Source organism: Nonomuraea sp. NPDC047897, assembly GCF_043204415.1.
In the GTDB taxonomy this organism is placed as follows: Bacteria; Actinomycetota; Actinomycetes; order Streptosporangiales; family Streptosporangiaceae; genus Nonomuraea.
In genome coordinates, this window is record NZ_JBIDCC010000016.1 from 70,787 (window position 1) to 87,565 (window position 16,779).

General features: G+C 73.5%; 14 protein-coding genes. 6 read left to right on the top strand and 8 right to left on the bottom strand.

Features of this window, described 5'->3' with window-relative positions; genetic code table 11:
- The first annotated feature begins 314 nt into the window (after nt 1-314).
- From ACGF0J_RS31320 to ACGF0J_RS31335, 4 genes are all read left to right on the top strand, one after another.
- A complete protein-coding gene (locus ACGF0J_RS31320; RefSeq protein WP_393151593.1) occupies nt 315-1,496 on the top strand; it encodes a sensor histidine kinase in 1,182 nt (393 codons plus the stop codon).
- A 34-nt stretch (nt 1,497-1,530) separates the two neighbouring features.
- Nucleotides 1,531-2,181, top strand: a complete 651-nt coding sequence (locus ACGF0J_RS31325) for a response regulator (RefSeq protein ID WP_393151744.1) — start codon at nt 1,531-1,533, stop codon at nt 2,179-2,181.
- A gap of 107 nt (nt 2,182-2,288) precedes the next feature.
- Nucleotides 2,289-3,041 (top strand): ABC transporter ATP-binding protein, encoded by a 753-nt coding sequence (locus ACGF0J_RS31330; RefSeq protein WP_393151595.1) that lies wholly within the window; start codon nt 2,289-2,291, stop codon nt 3,039-3,041.
- A gap of 1 nt (nt 3,042) precedes the next feature.
- Nucleotides 3,043-5,559: an ABC transporter permease gene (locus tag ACGF0J_RS31335; protein WP_393151597.1), complete on the top strand. Its 2,517-nt coding sequence runs from the start codon at nt 3,043-3,045 to the stop codon at nt 5,557-5,559.
- 93 nt (nt 5,560-5,652) lie between these two features.
- Here ACGF0J_RS31335 and ACGF0J_RS31340 read toward each other — a convergent pair whose 3' ends face one another.
- The 5 genes from ACGF0J_RS31340 to rph form a co-directional block, all read right to left on the bottom strand.
- Nucleotides 5,653-5,922 carry a hypothetical protein gene (locus ACGF0J_RS31340; protein WP_185089630.1) on the bottom strand — a complete coding sequence of 90 codons (270 nt, stop codon included), beginning with the start codon at nt 5,920-5,922 and terminating at the stop codon, nt 5,653-5,655.
- Entirely contained in the window at nt 5,919-6,701 is a 783-nt protein-coding gene (locus ACGF0J_RS31345) for a toxin glutamine deamidase domain-containing protein (protein ID WP_393151599.1), read from the bottom strand. Before ACGF0J_RS31345 ends, ACGF0J_RS31340 begins: the two co-directional genes overlap by 4 nt.
- A gap of 919 nt (nt 6,702-7,620) precedes the next feature.
- Entirely contained in the window at nt 7,621-9,354 is a 1,734-nt protein-coding gene (locus tag ACGF0J_RS31350; RefSeq protein ID WP_393151601.1) for a molybdopterin-dependent oxidoreductase, read from the bottom strand.
- Between the two features lie 62 nt (nt 9,355-9,416).
- Entirely contained in the window at nt 9,417-10,007 is a 591-nt protein-coding gene (rdgB, locus tag ACGF0J_RS31355) for an RdgB/HAM1 family non-canonical purine NTP pyrophosphatase (RefSeq protein ID WP_393151603.1), read from the bottom strand.
- Nucleotides 10,004-10,723, bottom strand: a complete 720-nt coding sequence (rph, locus tag ACGF0J_RS31360) for a ribonuclease PH (protein WP_393151605.1) — start codon at nt 10,721-10,723, stop codon at nt 10,004-10,006. Before rph ends, rdgB begins: the two co-directional genes overlap by 4 nt.
- 68 nt (nt 10,724-10,791) lie before the next feature.
- Here rph and ACGF0J_RS31365 point away from each other — a divergent pair, with 68 nt between their 5' ends.
- Nucleotides 10,792-12,033 (top strand): MFS transporter, encoded by a 1,242-nt coding sequence (locus ACGF0J_RS31365; RefSeq protein WP_393151607.1) that lies wholly within the window; start codon nt 10,792-10,794, stop codon nt 12,031-12,033.
- 8 nt (nt 12,034-12,041) lie between these two features.
- On the opposite strand, the gene ACGF0J_RS31370 is transcribed toward ACGF0J_RS31365, so the two are convergent.
- From ACGF0J_RS31370 to ACGF0J_RS31380, 3 genes are all read right to left on the bottom strand, one after another.
- Nucleotides 12,042-12,794 carry an MBL fold metallo-hydrolase gene (locus ACGF0J_RS31370; protein WP_393151609.1) on the bottom strand — a complete coding sequence of 251 codons (753 nt, stop codon included), beginning with the start codon at nt 12,792-12,794 and terminating at the stop codon, nt 12,042-12,044.
- Nucleotides 12,763-13,614: a glutamate racemase gene (murI, locus tag ACGF0J_RS31375; RefSeq protein ID WP_393151611.1), complete on the bottom strand. Its 852-nt coding sequence runs from the start codon at nt 13,612-13,614 to the stop codon at nt 12,763-12,765. The genes ACGF0J_RS31370 and murI overlap by 32 nt, the downstream gene beginning before the upstream one ends.
- 74 nt (nt 13,615-13,688) lie before the next feature.
- On the bottom strand, nt 13,689-14,480 hold the full coding sequence (locus ACGF0J_RS31380; protein WP_393151613.1) for a thioesterase family protein: 792 nt from the start codon (nt 14,478-14,480) through the stop codon (nt 13,689-13,691).
- Between the two features lie 158 nt (nt 14,481-14,638).
- On the opposite strand from ACGF0J_RS31380, the gene ACGF0J_RS31385 reads away from it, so the two are divergent.
- Complete coding sequence (locus ACGF0J_RS31385) at nt 14,639-16,636, top strand: DUF3352 domain-containing protein (protein WP_393151746.1); 1,998 nt, start codon at nt 14,639-14,641, stop codon at nt 16,634-16,636.
- Nucleotides 16,637-16,779: the final 143 nt, after the last annotated feature.

The following is a 16,779-nucleotide window of genomic DNA, read 5'->3' on the forward strand; positions in this document are numbered from 1 at the left end:
CCCATACCATCTAAACCCACACATACGGGGGGGCGGGTCCCCCCCCCCCGGGGGGTTGGGCGCCCCCCCCGCCCCCCCCGCCCCCCCCCCCCCCCCCCCCCCCCCCCCCCCCCGACTTCGCGATCATGATCCGCCATCACGATCTCCCTTTACTCGCCCCCCAGCGGGCGCTCCCAATGACAAGGATGCCCAAGACCCCGTAAAGCCCGCGTAAGACGGGGTCGCCTCCGACGAGTCACGTCAGACCTGGGTCGTACCTCGGCTTCCCCCTGAAGGCGGACGAAGCCCGGGCACAGGCTACGTATCGTGATGATGTGTTCGGCAGGGTACATGAGTGGTCCAAGAGCCACGTCAAGCTGATGGACGCCCTGCGGGTGGCGCCGCTCGCCGGGCTGGCGGTGCTCATGGCCTGGCCGTACGCGGCGGCTCCCGCGGCGGGGCCGCCCGGCATGCGGATCGGCGTCGGCGGCTACCTGGTACTGTCGGCGGCCCTGCTGGCGCCGCTGCTGTGGCAGCGGCGGCGACCGCTCGCGGCGTTCGCGGGTGTGGCGCTGGTCTGCTTCGGCCAGTGGCTGCTGGGCGTCGACCTGGTGCCGGCCAACCTGAGCGTGCTCATGGCGCTCTGGTCGGTGGCGTGCACCCGCTCGTTCGGGTGGGCGTTCGCGGCCTGGCTGGTCGCCGAACTCGGGGTGTTCCTGGTCATCGTGCGCTGGGAGCAGGTGACGATCAGCACGTTCTTCAGCGGCTCGATCTTCGTCGTCACGGTCTGGCTGACCGGCCTGTACGCCAGCACGCGCCGGCGCTACCTGGAGGGCCTGGAAGAGCGGGCCGTACGAGCCGAGCACGAGCGCGACCAGCAGGCCAGGATGGCCGCCGCCGCCGAGCGCGCCCGGATCGCCAGGGAGCTGCACGACGTGGTGGCGCACAACGTCAGCGTGATCGTGGTCCAGGCCGACGGCGCGGGCTACGCCATCGACAGTGACCCGGAGCAGGCCCGCCAGGCGGTGCGCGCCATCTCCCGCACCGGCCGGGAGGCGCTCGCCGAGATGCGCAGGCTGGTCGGCGTGCTGCGCGAGAGCGAGGCCGACGCCACCGACTACACCCCGCAGCCGGGCCTGGCGCAGTTGGCGGAGCTGGTGGACGGCGCGGGCGTGCCGGCCCGGCTGCGGGTGTCCGGCGAGGCGTGCGAGCTGCCGGAGGGTCAGCAGCTCGTCGTCTACCGCATCGTGCAGGAGGCGCTGACCAACGCGCTCAAGCACGGCGGGCCGGGCGTGCGCGCGCTGGTCGAGCTGGTGTACGGCGGGACCGACCTGGTCGTGCGGGTCACCGACGACGGCCGCGGTGCCTCGGCGCCGCGCAGCCCCGACGGGCACGGGCTGATCGGCATGAGGGAGCGGGTGGCCATGTACGGCGGCGCCGTGTCGGCCGAGCCGCGCCGGGGCGGCGGCTTCGAGGTGCTGGCCCGGCTGCCGGTGCCCGTGACGCGGGCGGCATAGTGGCCGCGGTGACGTCCGGAAGTGGAGGCGCGTGGTGATCCGGGTGATGCTGGTCGACGACCAGGAGCTGCTGCGGGCGGGGTTCCGGATGGTGCTGGGGGCCCAGCCCGACATCGAGGTGGTGGCGGAGGCCGGCGACGGCGAGCAGGCGCTCGCCGCCCTGCGGGGCACCGAGGTGGACGTGGTGCTGATGGACGTGCGGATGCCGCGCATGGACGGCGTCGAGGCCGCCTCCCGGATCAGCGGTCCCAAGGTGCTCATCCTGACCACGTTCGACCTGGACGAGTACGCCTTCGCCGCGGTCAAGGCGGGCGCGTCCGGCTTCCTGCTGAAGGACGTGCCGCCGGCCGACCTGGTGAGCGCCATCAGGACCGTGCACGCGGGCGACGCCGTCGTGGCGCCGCGGACGCTGCGGCGGATGCTCGACCGGTTCGCCGCGCACCTGCCCACCGAGGACCTGCCGGGCGTGGCCGAGCTGACGCCGCGCGAGCGCGAGGTCCTGCTCATGGTGGCCCGCGGCCTGTCCAACCTGGAGATCGCCGCCGGGCTGGAGGTCGCCGAGGGCACGGTCAAGACGCACCTGGGCCGGGTGCTGGCCAAGCTGGGGCTGCGGGACCGGGCGCAGGCCGTGGTGTACGCGTACGAGGCGGGGCTGATCGTGCCCTCCCATCGGCCGAAAGGCTGACCCCGGGTCATCTGGCGTCCTACCTGAAGTCCCTCCTCAGGGCCCATGGATCGGCCGGGGGCCGCCCCTAGCGTGGTTCGCGTTCGACAAGCACCTAAGGAGTGAACGTGACCCTCACCGAGACGCGGCGCCAGGCGCCTCCCGCCGTGGTCGCCAGGGGCCTGACCAAGGTGTACGGCCAGGGCGACGCCCGCGTCCACGCTTTGCGCGGGGTGGACGTGGCCTTCGCGACCGGCGCCTTCACCGCGATCATGGGGCCTTCGGGCTCGGGCAAGTCCACGCTGATGCACTGCCTGGCCGGGCTCGACACCGCCACGTCCGGCACCGTGCACATCGGGGACGTGGAGCTGACGGGGCTGACCGACAAGCAGCTCACGCTGCTGCGCCGCGACCGGATCGGCTTCATCTTCCAGGCGTTCAACCTGCTGCCGACGCTTACCGCCGAGCAGAACATCCGCCTGCCGCTGGAGATCTCGGCCAGGCAGGCGGACCAGGTGCTGTTCGACCGGGTCATCGAGACGGTGGGGCTGAAGGACCGGCTCGGCCACCGGCCGAGCGAGCTGTCGGGCGGCCAGCAGCAGCGGGTGGCCGTGGCCAGGGCGCTCATCAGCAAGCCGCAGGTGATCTTCGCTGACGAGCCGACGGGCAACCTCGACTCGCGCAGCGGCGCCGAGGTGCTGTCGTTCCTGCGCACGTCCGTGCGTGAGCTGGGGCAGACGATCGTCATGGTGACGCACGACCCGATGGCGGCCGCGTACGCCGACCGGGTGGTGTTCCTGCACGACGGCACGCCGGTCTCCGAGCTGGACGCGCCGACCCCGCAGGGCGTGCTCGACACGCTGATGCGGCTGGAGGGCTGAGGTGCTGAGGACGGCTCTGGCGGGGCTGCGCGCACACACGCTGCGGCTGCTGCTGACCTCGCTGGCGATCACCCTCGGGGTGGGCTTCATCGCGGGCACGTTCGTGCTGACCGACACCATCAAGGCCGGGTTCGGGCAGCGCGTCACGGCGGAGGCGGACAAGGTGGCCGTGGCCGTCCTGCCGAAGCCGGCCCGGCCCGGCGCCGAGCCGGCCACGCTCGCGCCGAGCCTGCTGGAACGGCTGCGCGCGCTGCCCGGCGTCACCGACGCGCAGGGTCTGACGCGTGGACGGGCGCCGCTGATCGGCAAGGACGGCAAGGCGGCCGGTGACGTGCCGACGTCGGGCGTCTCCGTGGCGTCCGGGCCGCTGAACCGCACCACGATCGTCACCGGCACCGGCCCCGGCTCCGACGACGGGGCCGCGGTGCTCGACGAGAACACCGCCAAGGCGCAGGGGTTCAAGGTCGGCGACACGATCACGGTGCTCGACCACAAGGGCGACCGGCACGCGTTCGAACTCGTCGGCCTGTTCGACCCCGGCGTCGACCAGGAGCTGGCCTACACCGGCGCCGTCGGGTTCACCCCGGCCGCGGCGCAGCGGATGACCGGCGAGCGAGGCTTCCAGGAGATCGACCTGGCCGGAGCTGACCCGGCCCGGCTCAAGCAGGTCGTGGCCGCCGCCGTGGCCGCCGCCGTGGGAGCGGACGCCGAGGTGCGGACCGGCACCGAGCTGGCCGCCCACCTGGCGGCCCAGGCCGGCGTCGAGATCGAGGCGATGAGCCTGGCGCTGCTGATGTTCGGCCTGGTCGCCATGATGGTGGCCGCGCTGGTGATCTACAACACGTTCAACATCCTCGTCGCGCAGCGCACCAAGGAGATGGCGCTGCTGCGCTGCGTCGGCGCGACGCGTGGCCAGGTGTTCGGCTCGATCCTGATCGAATCCGCGGTGGTCGGGCTGCTGTCGTCCGGGCTGGGCCTGCTCACCGGGTACGGCCTGGGCGTCGTCACCATGCTGGTCCTTGAGGCGTTCGACGCGCCGCTGCCGACCGACGCCGGTGTCACGCTGGCGCCGTCGACGATCGCCATCGGGCTGTCGCTCGGCCTGGTGGTGACCGTGGGAGCGGCGCTGCTGCCCGCGCGGACCGCCACGCGGGTCGCGCCCGTCGCGGCGCTGCGCACGCAGGCGGAGGAGCAGACGTTCCGCACCGGCGTGCTGCGGCTGCTGTTCGCCGGGCTGTTCCTGTCGGCGGGCCTCGGCACGGCCGGTGTCGGCGCGCTGGCCCTGGAGCCCGGGCAGCCGTCGACGCTCATCGTCGTCATGGCCGGGGGCGCGCTGACCTTCCTCGGCGTGCTGATTCTCGGTCCGGTGCTGGTCAGGCCGCTCAGCGCGCTGGTCGGGTGGGTTCCGCGCCGGCTGTTCGGGGTGCCGGGGCGGCTCGCCGTGGACAACTCCGGCCGCAACCCCAAGCGGGCGGCCACCACGACGGTGGCGCTGACGATCGGCGTGACGCTGATGACGCTCATCTCGGTGGTCACCGCCTCGACCCGGGTGACGATGGACGCGAAGCTGGACGAGCAGTTCCCCATCGACTACATGCTGGCCGCCCAGGACCGGGAGGCGGCCGTGCCGCGGGCGGTCGGCGAGTCGCTGCGGCAGCGGCCGGAGCTGCGCGAGGTCGTCCAGATCCGCCAGACGACGGCGACGAGCGGCCGCCGGCAGGTGCGGGTGGGCGCGTACGAGGGGCCGCTGGAGCCGGTGGTGAAGGCCGGCTCCCTGCGCGACCTCGGGCCCGGCGAGGTCGCGGTGCGCGCCGCCACGGCCGAGGAGTTCGGCTGGCGGGTGGGCGGCACCGTGCCGGTGCGGACCGAGCGGGCCGGCACGGTGCCGCTGACCGTGGTGGCCCTGGTGGACGACGACACGCCGCTGCCGTCGCTCACCGTGGCCCCCGCGCAGTTCGACCGCGCCTTCGGCGCGCTGCCGGACTCCAGCGTGCTGGTCAACGTCAAGGACGGCGTCGCTCCCGAGCAGGCGCGCGAGCTGGTCGACGCGGCCGTCGCGGCCTACCCGACGGTCAAGGTGTCGAGCTCGACCGCGGTGCGAGGCGAGTTCGACGAAGCGCTGGACATGATGCTGATGATCGTCACCGGCCTGCTCGGGCTGGCCGCCCTCATCTCGCTGCTCGGCATCGCCAACACGCTGTCGCTGTCCGTCCACGAACGGACCCGGGAGTCGGCGCTGCTGCGGGCCCTCGGGCTGACCCGGCCGCAACTCCGGCGGACGCTGTCGGTGGAGGCTCTGGTGCTGGGGGTGATCGGCGCGCTCGTCGGGGTGGTGCTCGGGCTGGTGTTCGGCTGGGCGGCCGTGCGCGTCATGATCGACGGCGCCCGGTACGCGGTGCCCGGCGGGCAGATCGCGATGCTCGTCGCGCTGTCCGGCCTGGCCGGGGTGCTCGCCTCGGTGCTGCCGGCCCGCCGCGCGGCCCGAGCCTCGATCGTCGGCTCCCTCGCCGCGGGGTGACGCGGCCGCCTCCGGAGAGGGACGTCCCCGGCCTGCGAGCCCTGGCCGGGGACGCCCCCGCAGAAGCGTACGGCTAAATCCGCCCCAGCGGTGTCAACGGGGGGTGCGGCCCGGCCACAACTCGGCGACAGTCTCCGGGTCGAGGAGCGGACGGCACACGACCTCGCCCGTGACCTTGTCGATCACGATGCACCCGCCGCCCACCGTGCTCGGCAGGGTGGCCGGGTCGTCGGGCTCCGGCTCGCGAACCCACGCCACGTACCCTTGGTGGAACTGGTGCAGGCCCACGGTCACCGGGTCGTCCACCGGCCGCATGCCGTTGTAGTACTCCTCCGCAACCGCCCTGGCCTGTTCGAGGTTCACCGGGGTCGTCCCTCGCTGTCGATGATGATGCAGAACACGCCGGTCACCGTGGTGTAGGGCGGCTCCACCGCCATGTGCCCGCGCTGGGCGTCGATCCAGATCACCTCGCCGCCCGAGTTGACGGCGTTCCACGCGTGCGCGCCGCCACCCGGCCAGCGGACCAGGAGCACGGCCGCCGCGCCGTGCCCGGCGTCGAGCAGCCGCCGCGCCAGCATGGCGTAGGCGTGCCGCCCGTGGCCGGCGAACTGGAACCGCTGCCCGATCCACCGCTCGATCCGCGCCGTGCCACCCGCCTCGCCGCTGAGCAGCGGCCGGCCGATCCTGTCGTACTCGGGCTGTCTCGGTGCGGCGGCGGCGGGCTCGCCGTGCCAGGTGGACAGCACGGCCAGCGCGCAGTCGGCGGCGTTGGAGGCCCGGAACGGGTCGTCAGCCGGTCCTCCGCCGTTCACCAGCCGCACCCAGGTGCCGCGCGGGTCGGGAAAGCGGGTGCCGGGCGGCACGGCCAGCGCGAGGTCCTGCTCCACCAGCCGGTCCGGCCGCGCCAGCCCGCCCGGCACCCCGTACGGCCTGCAGTGCGCCAGCCTGGGCGGCCGGTGCGACAGGTCGAACCAGGTCCGCGTCCCGCCCGCCGGGATGGGCTCTCCGGCGGGCGGCCGCGCCGCCGTGCCGTCCCGGCGGGTGAAGCCGTCGTGCGTCGGCCCCGGCCTCCGTTCGGGGTGGCTCGCGGGAGGGGGCGGCGTCGCCTGTCCCGTGCCGCGCGCCTCAGGGCCGGGCGGCACGGGCGGGCGCGCCTCAGGCCCGGGCGGCACGTGCGGGCGCGACTCAGGGCGGGGCGGCATGTGCGGGCGTGCCTCGGCCCCTGGCGCCGGCTGAGGAGGCGTCTCGGAGCTGCCCTCCGGCATCGGCCCGGTCGGCGTGAACGCCTCGGGTCCACGGGGGACGGGTGGCGGCGGCCACATGGCCCCGCGATAGGCGGAGGGTGTCGCCGGAGCCGCCGTACCTTGGGGGGCCGTCGTCACGGGCGCGATCTCGCGGGGCGACGCCGCCACCGCGGGCGACGCCTCCCCTGGGAACGCCGCCGGCACACGCGGTGCCTCCCCCGGGAACGCCACCGGCGCAGGCGACGCCTCCGGGAACGCCCACGGCTTGGGGGGCGTCTCGCCTGGGAACGCCGCTGCCCCGGGCGGATTCCCTGTCTGTGGGCCCGCAAGGGAAGGTTGGCCGCCCTGGCCTGCCGCCGGCGCGGCGGGCGCCTGCCGCGGTGCCGCCGGCGGCGGAAACACCGGCGGCGAAGGCGGCGGCGAAGGCGGCGGCGAAGGCGGCACCGGCGCCGGTGCGTCTCGCGGCGACGGAGGGGACTCGTGGTCGCGAGGAGGGACCGTGGCGGCGGGGTTCTCCTCGGACGGCGAGGCCGTGGGGGGCGGAGTCGGAGGGGCGTCGGGTGGTTCGGGTTCGGCGGCGCGCTCGTAGTCACGCCAGCGCACGCCGTCGCCGACCATGGGGTTGTAGGCCCCCTCGGCAGGGACCCGTCGGACGCCGGGCTTGCGGTCGCGGATCACGTGCTCCCTCCTGTCCTGCTCGACGACCGATCGTAGGGCCGCCCGCGCGTGCCAGGAGGGAGAGTCGGGAACTTTCGCGTCACCGGCCACCGGCCGTACCAGCACAAACGTGAAGGAACCGCCGAGCCCGGCCGGCCGGTCAGGCGACCTGGACCGTTACGGTGTGCCAGCCGGTCGCCCCGTCCGGTGCTGTGGGCGTCCGCTCCTCTGGCTGGGTACGGCCGGCGGCGTCCGTGGCGCGTACCTCGATCGTGTGGCTGCCCGGAGTGGCGTCCCAGTCGAGCGCCCACTGCCGCCAGGTGTCCGGTCCCGGCACCTGGGCCAGCCTCGCCTGCCGCCAGGCGCCCCGGTCCACGCGGACCTCCACGGCGTCGATCCCGGTGTGCTGCGCCCAGGCGACCCCGGCGATCGTGACCGGCCCGGCCGCGAGCGAGGCGTCCGGCTTGGGCAGGTCGATCCGCGACTGCGTCTTGATCGGCCCCCTGGCCGCCCAGCCGCGCGGCGTCCAGTACGCCTCGTCCCGGTCGAACCGGGTCACCTTGACGTCCACCACCCACTTGGTCGCCGACACGTACCCGTACAGCCCCGGCACCACCTGCCGCACGGGGAAGCCGTGGTCCACGGGCAGCACCTCCCCGTTCATGGCCACGGCGAACAGCGCCGCACGCCCGTCCATCACCACGTCCACCGGGGTGCCGCAGGTGAAGCCGTCGTCGGAGGTGGACAGCAGCATGTCGGCGCCGGACTGGAGACCGGCGCCGCGCAGCACGTCGGCCATCCGGACGCCGAGCCAGCGGGCGTTGCCGGCGTACGGGCCGCCCACCTCGTTGGAGACGCAGGTCAGCGTGACGTCGGCCTCGGTGAGGGGCATCCTCAACAGCTCGGCGTAGGTGATCTCGACGGGTCGGTCCACCATGCCGTGGATGCGCAGCCGCCAGGCGCGGGGATCGACCTGGGGGACGACGAGCGCGGTGTCCACCCGGTAGAAGTCGCGATTTTTCGTGATGAAGGGGGTCAGGCCGTCGACGCCGAGGTCCACCCCTGCGGGCAGGGGCGCGGCCGGAGTCGCGGAAGCCGGCAGCGCCAGCCCGCTCCGGGCGGCGTCGACCGCCTGCCGTCCCGCCAGTATCCGGCCGAGCGCGGTGCCCGCCCCCGCGACCACCACCCCGCCCGCGACGCCGGTGAGCAGGCTCCGCCGGTCGAACGCGCGCAACTCCTCCCCCGCCCGCATCACCGCCGGCCGCTCCCCTCCGGCCGCGGCCCTCCCCGTCCCGGTCGAGCCGGTACCTGACGAGCCGTAAGCGGCTGTGCCTGTCCCGGCCGAGCCGTAACCGGCCGAGCCGTAACCGGCCGAGCCAGTCCCGGCCGAGCCGGTAGCGGGCGAGTGCCCGAATGCCGTCGCCTCCGCGAACTCGCCGGTTCGCGTGCCGGGGCCGCGCGCGCGCCGTACCAGCCATCGCAGCGCCCCCGCGCCGGCCGCCATGCCGACGGCGGTCGGCAGCACGTCGAGGAGGGCGGCACCGGGCCTGGTGAGGACGGCGGCCAGCCCGACGACCCCCAGCGCGGCCAACCCGGCGTACCCGTAGGCCGTCCGGCGCAGCGCCAGCACGCCGACCGCCGCCGCCAGGACGGCGAGCACCGCCAGCGTGCCCCCGACGAGCACTGTCTTGTCGTTCTCGCCGAAGGCTGAGATCGCGAACTCTTTCAGGGACGGCGGCGCCAGGTCGACGGCGGCGCCGCCCACCGCCACGACCGGGGACGCCTCGGGCCGGACCACCCCGGCGACGAGCTGGGCCACTCCGAGCGCCACGGCGCCGGCCACCGCGCCCGCGAGCGCGCCCGCCCAGGCGGGCACCACGTCATTGCTCTGCACGTTTCCGACGCTACGCCCGCCGCAGCGGTGTGGTTCTTACGCCCCGGTTACGGAGTCACGGGTCACGCGGACAGCAGGTCGCGGACGACGGGGGCCAGAGCGCGGAAGGCGCGGCCCCGGTGGCTGATCGCGTCCTTCTCCTCCGGCGACAGCTCCGCCGTGGTGCGGGTCTCCCCCTCGGGGACGAAGATCGGGTCGTATCCGAACCCGCCTGTCCCCCTGGGGGTGGTGACGAGGCTGCCCCGCAGGACGCCGTCGACCGCCCGCGCCTCCCCCGACGGCAGCGCCAGCGCGGCCACGCAGGCGAAGCCGGCGGTCAGCCGCTCGGCGGGCACGTCGGAGACCTGGGCCAGGAGCAGGTCGAGGTTGGCCCGGTCGTCGCCGTGACGGCCGGACCAGCGGGCGGAGAAGACTCCGGGCATGCCGCCCAGCACGTCGACGCAGAGGCCGGAGTCGTCGGCCACGGCGGGCAGCCCGGAGCTCTGGGCGACGGCGTGCGCCTTGATCAGGGCGTTCTCCTCGAAGGTGATCCCCGTCTCGGCGATCTCGCCGATGGACGGGAACTCCTCCAGCCCCACGATGTCGAACCCTGCGAGGATGCGGCGCAGTTCGGCGATCTTGCCCGCGTTGCGGGTGGCCAGCACGATCTTCATCGGCCCAGTGCCTCCTCCTGGATGAGCGTCAGCTCCTCGCAGCCGGCCACGGCCAGGTCGAGCAGCCGGTCGAGCGTGCCCCGGTCGAACGGCGCGCCCTCGGCGGTGCCCTGCACCTCGACGAAGCTGCCGGTGCCGGTCATGACGACGTTCATGTCGGTCTCGGCGACGACGTCCTCGCTGTAGCACAGGTCGAGCATCGGCACCGAGCCGACGACGCCCACCGAGACGGCCGACACCGAGCTGACGAGCGGGTCGCCGGGACACATCTTGCGCGCGCGCATCCAGGCGACCGCGTCGGCGAGCGCCACGTACGCGCCGGTGATGGCGGCGGTCCTGGTGCCGCCGTCGGCCTGCAGGACGTCGCAGTCGAGCAGCACGGAGTTCTCGCCGAGCGCCTTGTAGTCGACGCAGGCCCGCAGGGAGCGGCCGATCAGCCGGGAGATCTCGTGGGTGCGACCGCCGATCTTGCCCCGGACCGACTCGCGGTCGTTGCGGGTGTTGGTGGCGCGCGGCAGCATCGCGTACTCGGCGGTCACCCAGCCCTGGCCGCTGCCCCGCCGCCAGCGCGGCACGCTGTCCTGGACGGAGGCCGCGCACAGCACCTTGGTGCCGCCGAACTCCACGAGCACCGAGCCTTCCGCGTGGGCCAGCCACCCCCGCGTGATCGTGATCGGGCGGAGTTGGTCAGGCGTGCGGCCATCCTGTCGAGACATGCAGATCACCCTATCTCCGTGCCGTGACGCTCTTGACCGAATGTGTCCGACACATGGATCCTTACGCAATGACAACGGGGGTGTTGCGGAGCCCTGACTTCCTCCGCTTCCTGAGCTCGCATGTGGCCAACGAGATCGGGACGAACATCTCGCGCGTGGCGCTCCCGCTGGTCGCCGTGCTGACCCTGAACGTGGGGGCGTTCGAGGTGGGTCTGCTGTCGGCGCTGCAGAGCGCGGCGTTCCTGGCGGTCGGCCTGCCGGCCGGGGTGTGGGTCGACCGGATGCGCAGACGGCGCGTGATGGTGACCGCCGACCTGGTCAGGTGCGCGCTGCTGGCGAGCGTCCCGATCGCGCACGCCCTGGGGCTGCTGTCGATGGGCATGCTGCTCGTGGTGGCGCTGCTGGCGGGGGTGGCGCAGGTCTTCAACGACGTGGCCGACCAGACCTACCTGCCGGAGCTCGTCGGCAAGGAGCATCTCGGCAGCGGCAACTCCAAGCTGGAGGTGGTGCGCTCGGGCGGCGCGCTGGCCGGGCCGGGCGTCGGCGGCGCGCTGGCGCAGCTTGTCGGAGCGCCGCTGACCGTGCTGGCCACGGCCTTGGCCTCGCTCGTCTCGGCCGTGGCGCTCCGCTCGATCAGGACCCTCGACCGGCCGCCCGCGCCCGCGCGGGGCGGCGCCGGGATGGGGCGCGACATCCGTGCGGGCGTGGCGTTCGTCCTGCGCGACGGGGTGCTGCGACCGATCATGATCACCACCATGGGCACCAATCTCTGCCTCAGTGCCGTGATCAGCTTATCGGTGCTGTTCCTGGCGGACGTGGTGCTCCTGCCGGCCGGGCTGATCGGGGTGCTGCTCATGTCGGGCGCGGTCGGCGGGCTGCTCGGCGGCCTGACCGGCGCCCGGCTGTTCGGCAGGTACGGCACCGCACGGGTGACCTGGCTGTCCCTGGCCGTGACGTCGCCCTTCGGCCTGCTGCTGCCGATGACGCAGGCCGGCTGGCGGGTCTCGTTCTTCGTCGTCGCCTCGATCGTGCTGTCGTGGGGCGCGGTCCTCTACAACGTGGGGCAGGTCACCTACCGGCAGACGGTCGCGCCGGAGGGCATGCTGGGCCGGGTCAACGCCACGGTCAGGTTCGTGGTGTGGAGCACGATGCCGCTCGGCGCGCTGCTCGGCGGGATCGTGGCGCAGCAGATCGGCGTGCGGCAGGCGCTGTGGGTGTTCATGGGCGGCCGGCTGCTGTCGTTCCTGCCGTTGCTGTTCTCGCCGCTGGTGCGGCTGCGCGACTTCACGCAGGTGCGGACCCGTCCCTGACGGGCGGGTCAGGCCAGCTCGTAGACGGCGCCGCTGCGGGCCAGCTCGATCGGCCCGCCGTAGCCGCCGTGGGCGGCGTCGTCCAGGATGCGAGCCTGGTCGTGCCAGGGCACGAGGTGGGTGAGCACCAGCCTGCCGACGCGGGCCTTGGCGGCGTGCTCGGCGGCCTGGCGGCCCGACAGGTGCAGGTCGGCGGGCAGGTCGGGCCCATCGACGAACGACGCCTCGCACAGCAGCAGGTCGGCGTCCTCGGCCAGGCGCACCAGCTCCGCCGTCTCCCCGGTGTCGCCGGAGTAGGCGACGCTGCGCCCGCCGTGCGAGACGCGGAAGCCGTAGGCCTCGACCGGGTGGTTGACCAGCCCGGCCGTCACCGTGAACGGGCCGACCTCGAACGTGCCGGGCCGCAACTGCTCGAAGGCGAAGGCGGTCTCCATGCCCGGCTCGTCGGGCATGCCGTAGGCGGCGGCCAGCCGGTGCGGCGCGTCGCCGGGCGCGTGGACGGGCACCCGTGGGTAGGGCGCGTCGGGCCCGTACGTGCGTGCCACGTGGTAGGCGCACATGTCGAGGCAGTGGTCGGCGTGCAGGTGGGACAGGCAGATGGCGTCGACGTCGTAGAGTCCGATGTGCCGTTGGAGGGCGCCCAGCGCGCCGGCGCCGAAGTCGAGCAGCAGCCGGAAGCCGTCCGCTTCCAGCAGGTAGCAGGACGCGGGGCTGTCAGGGCCCGGGAAGCTACCCGAGCAGCCGATGATGGTCACCTTCATGTGGGCCTCCGTTAGAGGTAGTACCCCCCACTGGTGTGACATCGACCGCGTCGATCTCCGGGCCCAGGAAACGCCGTCCGAGCTGGGCGAACAACGTGGAGTCGCCGGTGGCGCGGAAGCGGTGCCGGGGGGTGGCGTCGCTGCCGGCCGCCAAGTCACGGTCGTGCAGGATCCGATAGACGTCCTTGGCCGTCTCTTCGGCGCTGGAGACCAGCGTGACCCCGTCACCGGCGACGTAGGAGATGGCGCCGGTGAGCAGCGGGTAGTGGGTGCAGCCGAGGATGAGCGTGTCGCATCCGGCCTCCCTGATGGGTCTCAGGTAGTCGCGGACCACGCCGATGAGCTCGTCGCTCATCGTCTCGCCGCGTTCGACGTATTCGACCAGCAGGGGGGCGGCCACGCTGGTGAGCTGAACGTCGGGGGCGGCGGTGAAGGCGTCGTGGTAGGCCATCGACTGGATCGTGGCCCTGGTGGCGATCACTCCGACCCTGCCGGTGCGGGTGGCGCGCACCGCGCGCCGGGTGGCCGGCTGGATCACCTCGACCACGGGCACGTCGTACCGTTCGCGGGCGTCGCGCAGCACGGCGGCGCTGGCGCTGTTGCACGCGATCACGAGCATCTTGACGTCCTGCTCGACGAGGTGGTCCATGACCCGCAGCGCGTACGCGCGCAGCTCGGCGATGCTCTTGGGCCCGTACGGCTGGTTGGCCGTGTCGGCCACGTAGGTGATGGACTCGTGGGGCAGTTGGTCGATGATCGCCCGGGCGACCGTCAGGCCGCCCACTCCGCTGTCGAAGATCCCGATGCTCGCTTCCGGCACCCTTCAGAGGGTAGGCGACCTGCGGGATCCGCACTGCGTAAGAATCCTCACAGTGCGCAGGCGTGTCCCTGGGGCTATCCGCGTCCCACCCGCGCCAGCTGGCGTGACTGGGCGACGAGCCGGCCGCGCGAGTCGCGCACCTCGACCTCCTCGTCGAACCAGCCGTCGTGCACCAGCCGCCCGCTGCCGATGAGCGTGAGCAGGCCGGGGGCGGGCAGGGCACGCAGGTGCCAGGTCAGGTCCACGGTGGGCGCCCAGCCGCGCGCCCCGGCGGAGAACACGACGGGCGGCAGGGCGTCGACGGCGAGCGCCAGCACGTACGGGTCGGGGTCCTGCGGCTCGCTCATCCGGAAGTAGGCGCGCGACTCGGGCCGGCCGGTGGGCTCGCCGTTCAGCCAGCCGATCGTGGGCGGGTCGAACAGGAGCTCCATCTGGGCGTTGAGCGTCATGCCGGACTCGGGCCTGGGGTCGGGCAGCTTCACGCACTGCTCGGGCGGTGGCATGAGGTGCGCCTGCCCGTCGGCGTAGGCGGGCGGCTCGTCGCCGAGGGTGGCCGCGGTGACCAGGCACTCCATCTGCGCCGCGTCGTTCTGCACCAGCCTGGCGCGCAGGAACGCCACGGTGCGGCCGGTCTTGACCCGCTCGACCTCCACCCGGGCCGGGCCGGCGACGGGCGCCCGGAGGAACTGCGCGGTCGTGCTGACGGGGTGCTCGAACGGTGCGGCGTCGACGGCGGCCCGCAGGACCACGGCCATCAGGTAGCCGCCGTTGAGCGGGCCGCCGATCGCGTAGCCGGGGTCGAGGCACACGTCGTAGGTGGTCTCGTCGACCCGGATCGCCTGCGTGGCCTCGTCGAACTTGGTCATCCGCGCCGCCCCAACTCCCGAACGTTGTTCTAGTACGGCCCCAACCCTACGACATGGCGGTCACCGGCATGCATCCGGACTTCAGTGCATTGCAAGCGCCCGTCTAGCAACATCAGCTACCTTCTCTGTGGTCATAAGTCCACATTGTGAGTTGAGTGATGTCTGCGAATAATCCCCCTCATGGCCAGGATCCTGACCGGACCACGGCGTATCGCTGGGGCCAGGAGCAGGAGCCGGGTCACCCGGCGCCGCCGCCCCACGGCCAGCCGTACCCCCCGCAGCAGCCGTACCAGAGCCAGGGTTACGGGCAGCCCGGGTATGAGCAGCAGGGCTACGGACAGCAGCCCGACTACGGACAGCAGGGCTACGGCCAGCAGGGCTACGGACAGCAGCCCGACTACGGACAGCAGGGCTACGGCCAGCAGGGCTACGGGCAGCAGGCCGGTTACGAGCAGCAGGGCTATGGCCAGCAGGCGTTCGGCCAGCAGCAGCCCGGCTATGGCCAGCAGCAGCCCGGTTACGGCCAGCAGGGCCAGGGCTACGGGCAGCAGGCCGACTACGGGCAGCAGAGCTTCGGGCAGCAGGGCTACGGGCAGCAGGGCTACGGGCAGGCCGGCCCCACCCAGCAGCCCGGTTACGGCCAGCAGGACCCCTACGGCCAGGCAGGATGGCAGCAGGGTCCCGACATGCTGGGCGGCCCCGGCGGGCAGCCGGCCCAGAAGAGCCGCAAGGGCTGGATCATCGCGCTGGCGTCCGCGCTGGCCGTGGTGCTGCTCGGCGGCGGGGCGGTCTGGGCGGTGGGCGCGTTCGGCGGCGGCGGCACCCAGCCGCACGACGTGCTGCCCGGCAACGCGATCGCCTACTTCCGGCTCGACCTGGACCCGGCCGCCAACCAGAAGGTGGCGCTGTTCCAGCTCGCCCGCAAGTTCACCGCGACCAAGGACTCCTTCAGCGGCGAGGACCCGCGCGAGGCGCTGTTCAAGGCCATGAAGAAGGACGGCGGCGACGACCTGGCCAAGGTCGACTTCGCCAAGGACGTGGACCCGTGGCTCGGCAGCCGGATCGGCGTGGCCATCCTGCCCCCCGAGGGCGGCAAGGAGCCCGGCTTCGCGGTGGCCGTCCAGGTCAAGGACGAGGAGCAGGCCAAGGCCGGCATCGCCAAGCTGATGGGCGACGACAAGTACGGCATCGCCTTCCGCGACGACTACGCCCTGCTCACCGAGGAGCAGGCGCAGGCCGACAAGCACGCCGCGGGCGAGGCCACGCTGGCCGGCAACGCCGACTTCAGCGACGACCTGAGCGCCGTGGGCGAGCAGGGCGTGCTGTCCTACTGGGCGCACCTCGGCGAGATCGTGAAGGTCGCCGGCGACGCCATCCCGGCCGAGCAGGCCGCCGCCGTGGAGCAGGTCAAGAACGCCCGCTTCGCCGGAGCGCTGCGCTTCGACAGCGAGTACGTCGAGCTGGCCGGCGTGGTGCGAGGGGCCGAGAACCCGATCGAGGGCGACACGGCGGCCGCCGACCTGACCAAGCTCCCCGCCACCACCGCGGGCGCGCTGTCGTTCTCCGGCCTCGACCAGACCGTCACCAAGAAGTGGGCCGACATCGAGAAGTCGCTCGGCTCGGGCGCCGCCGCGGACTTCAAGCGGGCCATCGACCAGGCCAGGCAGCAGTACGGGCTGGAACTGCCCGGCGACCTGGCCACCATGCTCGGCAAGAACCTGACGGTGGCCGTCGACAGCGAGGGCCTCGACACCCAGCAGGTCAAGGGCGGTGTGCGCATCGTGACCGACCCGGCCAAGGCGCAGGCCGTGCTCGACAAGGTGCAGCGCGCGATGACGGCCAACGGCGCGGCCGCGCCGCAGATCGCCAAGGTCGCGGGCGACGACACGTTCACGATCGCCACCACCCAGGACTACGCGCAGAAGCTGTCGGAGGAGGGCACGCTCGGCGACAGCGAGACCTTCCAGAAGGCGGTCGCCGACGGAGCGGACGCGAACTTCGCCCTGTTCGTGGACCTGGACAAGGTGGAGAAGCTCTACCTGGCCAACCTGCAGGGCGAGGAGAAGGCCAACGCGCAGGTGCTGCGCGCCGTGGGGCTCAGCGGCAAGCAGAGCGCCGAGGAGGCCACGTTCTCGCTGCGGGTGCTGTTCAACTGACCCGGGCACGACGACGGGGGGGCGGGGGGGGGCCCGCCCCCCCCCCCCCCGCCCCCCCCCCCGGCGGGGGCGCCCCCCCCCGGGCCGGGCGAAGCCCCCAGCGGGCCCAGCCCGGGCGCCCCGGCCCCCCCCCGGGGGGCCGC

Excerpts from the sequence above, each read along its gene's own strand:
- rdgB (WP_393151603.1), bottom strand. The coding sequence starts at position 10,007 with ATGAAGATCGTGCTGGCCACCCGCAACGCGGGCAAGATCGCCGAACTG.
- rph (WP_393151605.1), bottom strand. The coding sequence starts at position 10,723 with ATGTCTCGACAGGATGGCCGCACGCCTGACCAACTCCGCCCGATCACG.
- ACGF0J_RS31365 (WP_393151607.1), top strand. The coding sequence starts at position 10,792 with ATGACAACGGGGGTGTTGCGGAGCCCTGACTTCCTCCGCTTCCTGAGC.
- ACGF0J_RS31370 (WP_393151609.1), bottom strand. The coding sequence starts at position 12,794 with ATGAAGGTGACCATCATCGGCTGCTCGGGTAGCTTCCCGGGCCCTGAC.
- ACGF0J_RS31380 (WP_393151613.1), bottom strand. The coding sequence starts at position 14,480 with ATGACCAAGTTCGACGAGGCCACGCAGGCGATCCGGGTCGACGAGACC.
- ACGF0J_RS31385 (WP_393151746.1), top strand. The coding sequence starts at position 14,639 with ATGTCTGCGAATAATCCCCCTCATGGCCAGGATCCTGACCGGACCACG.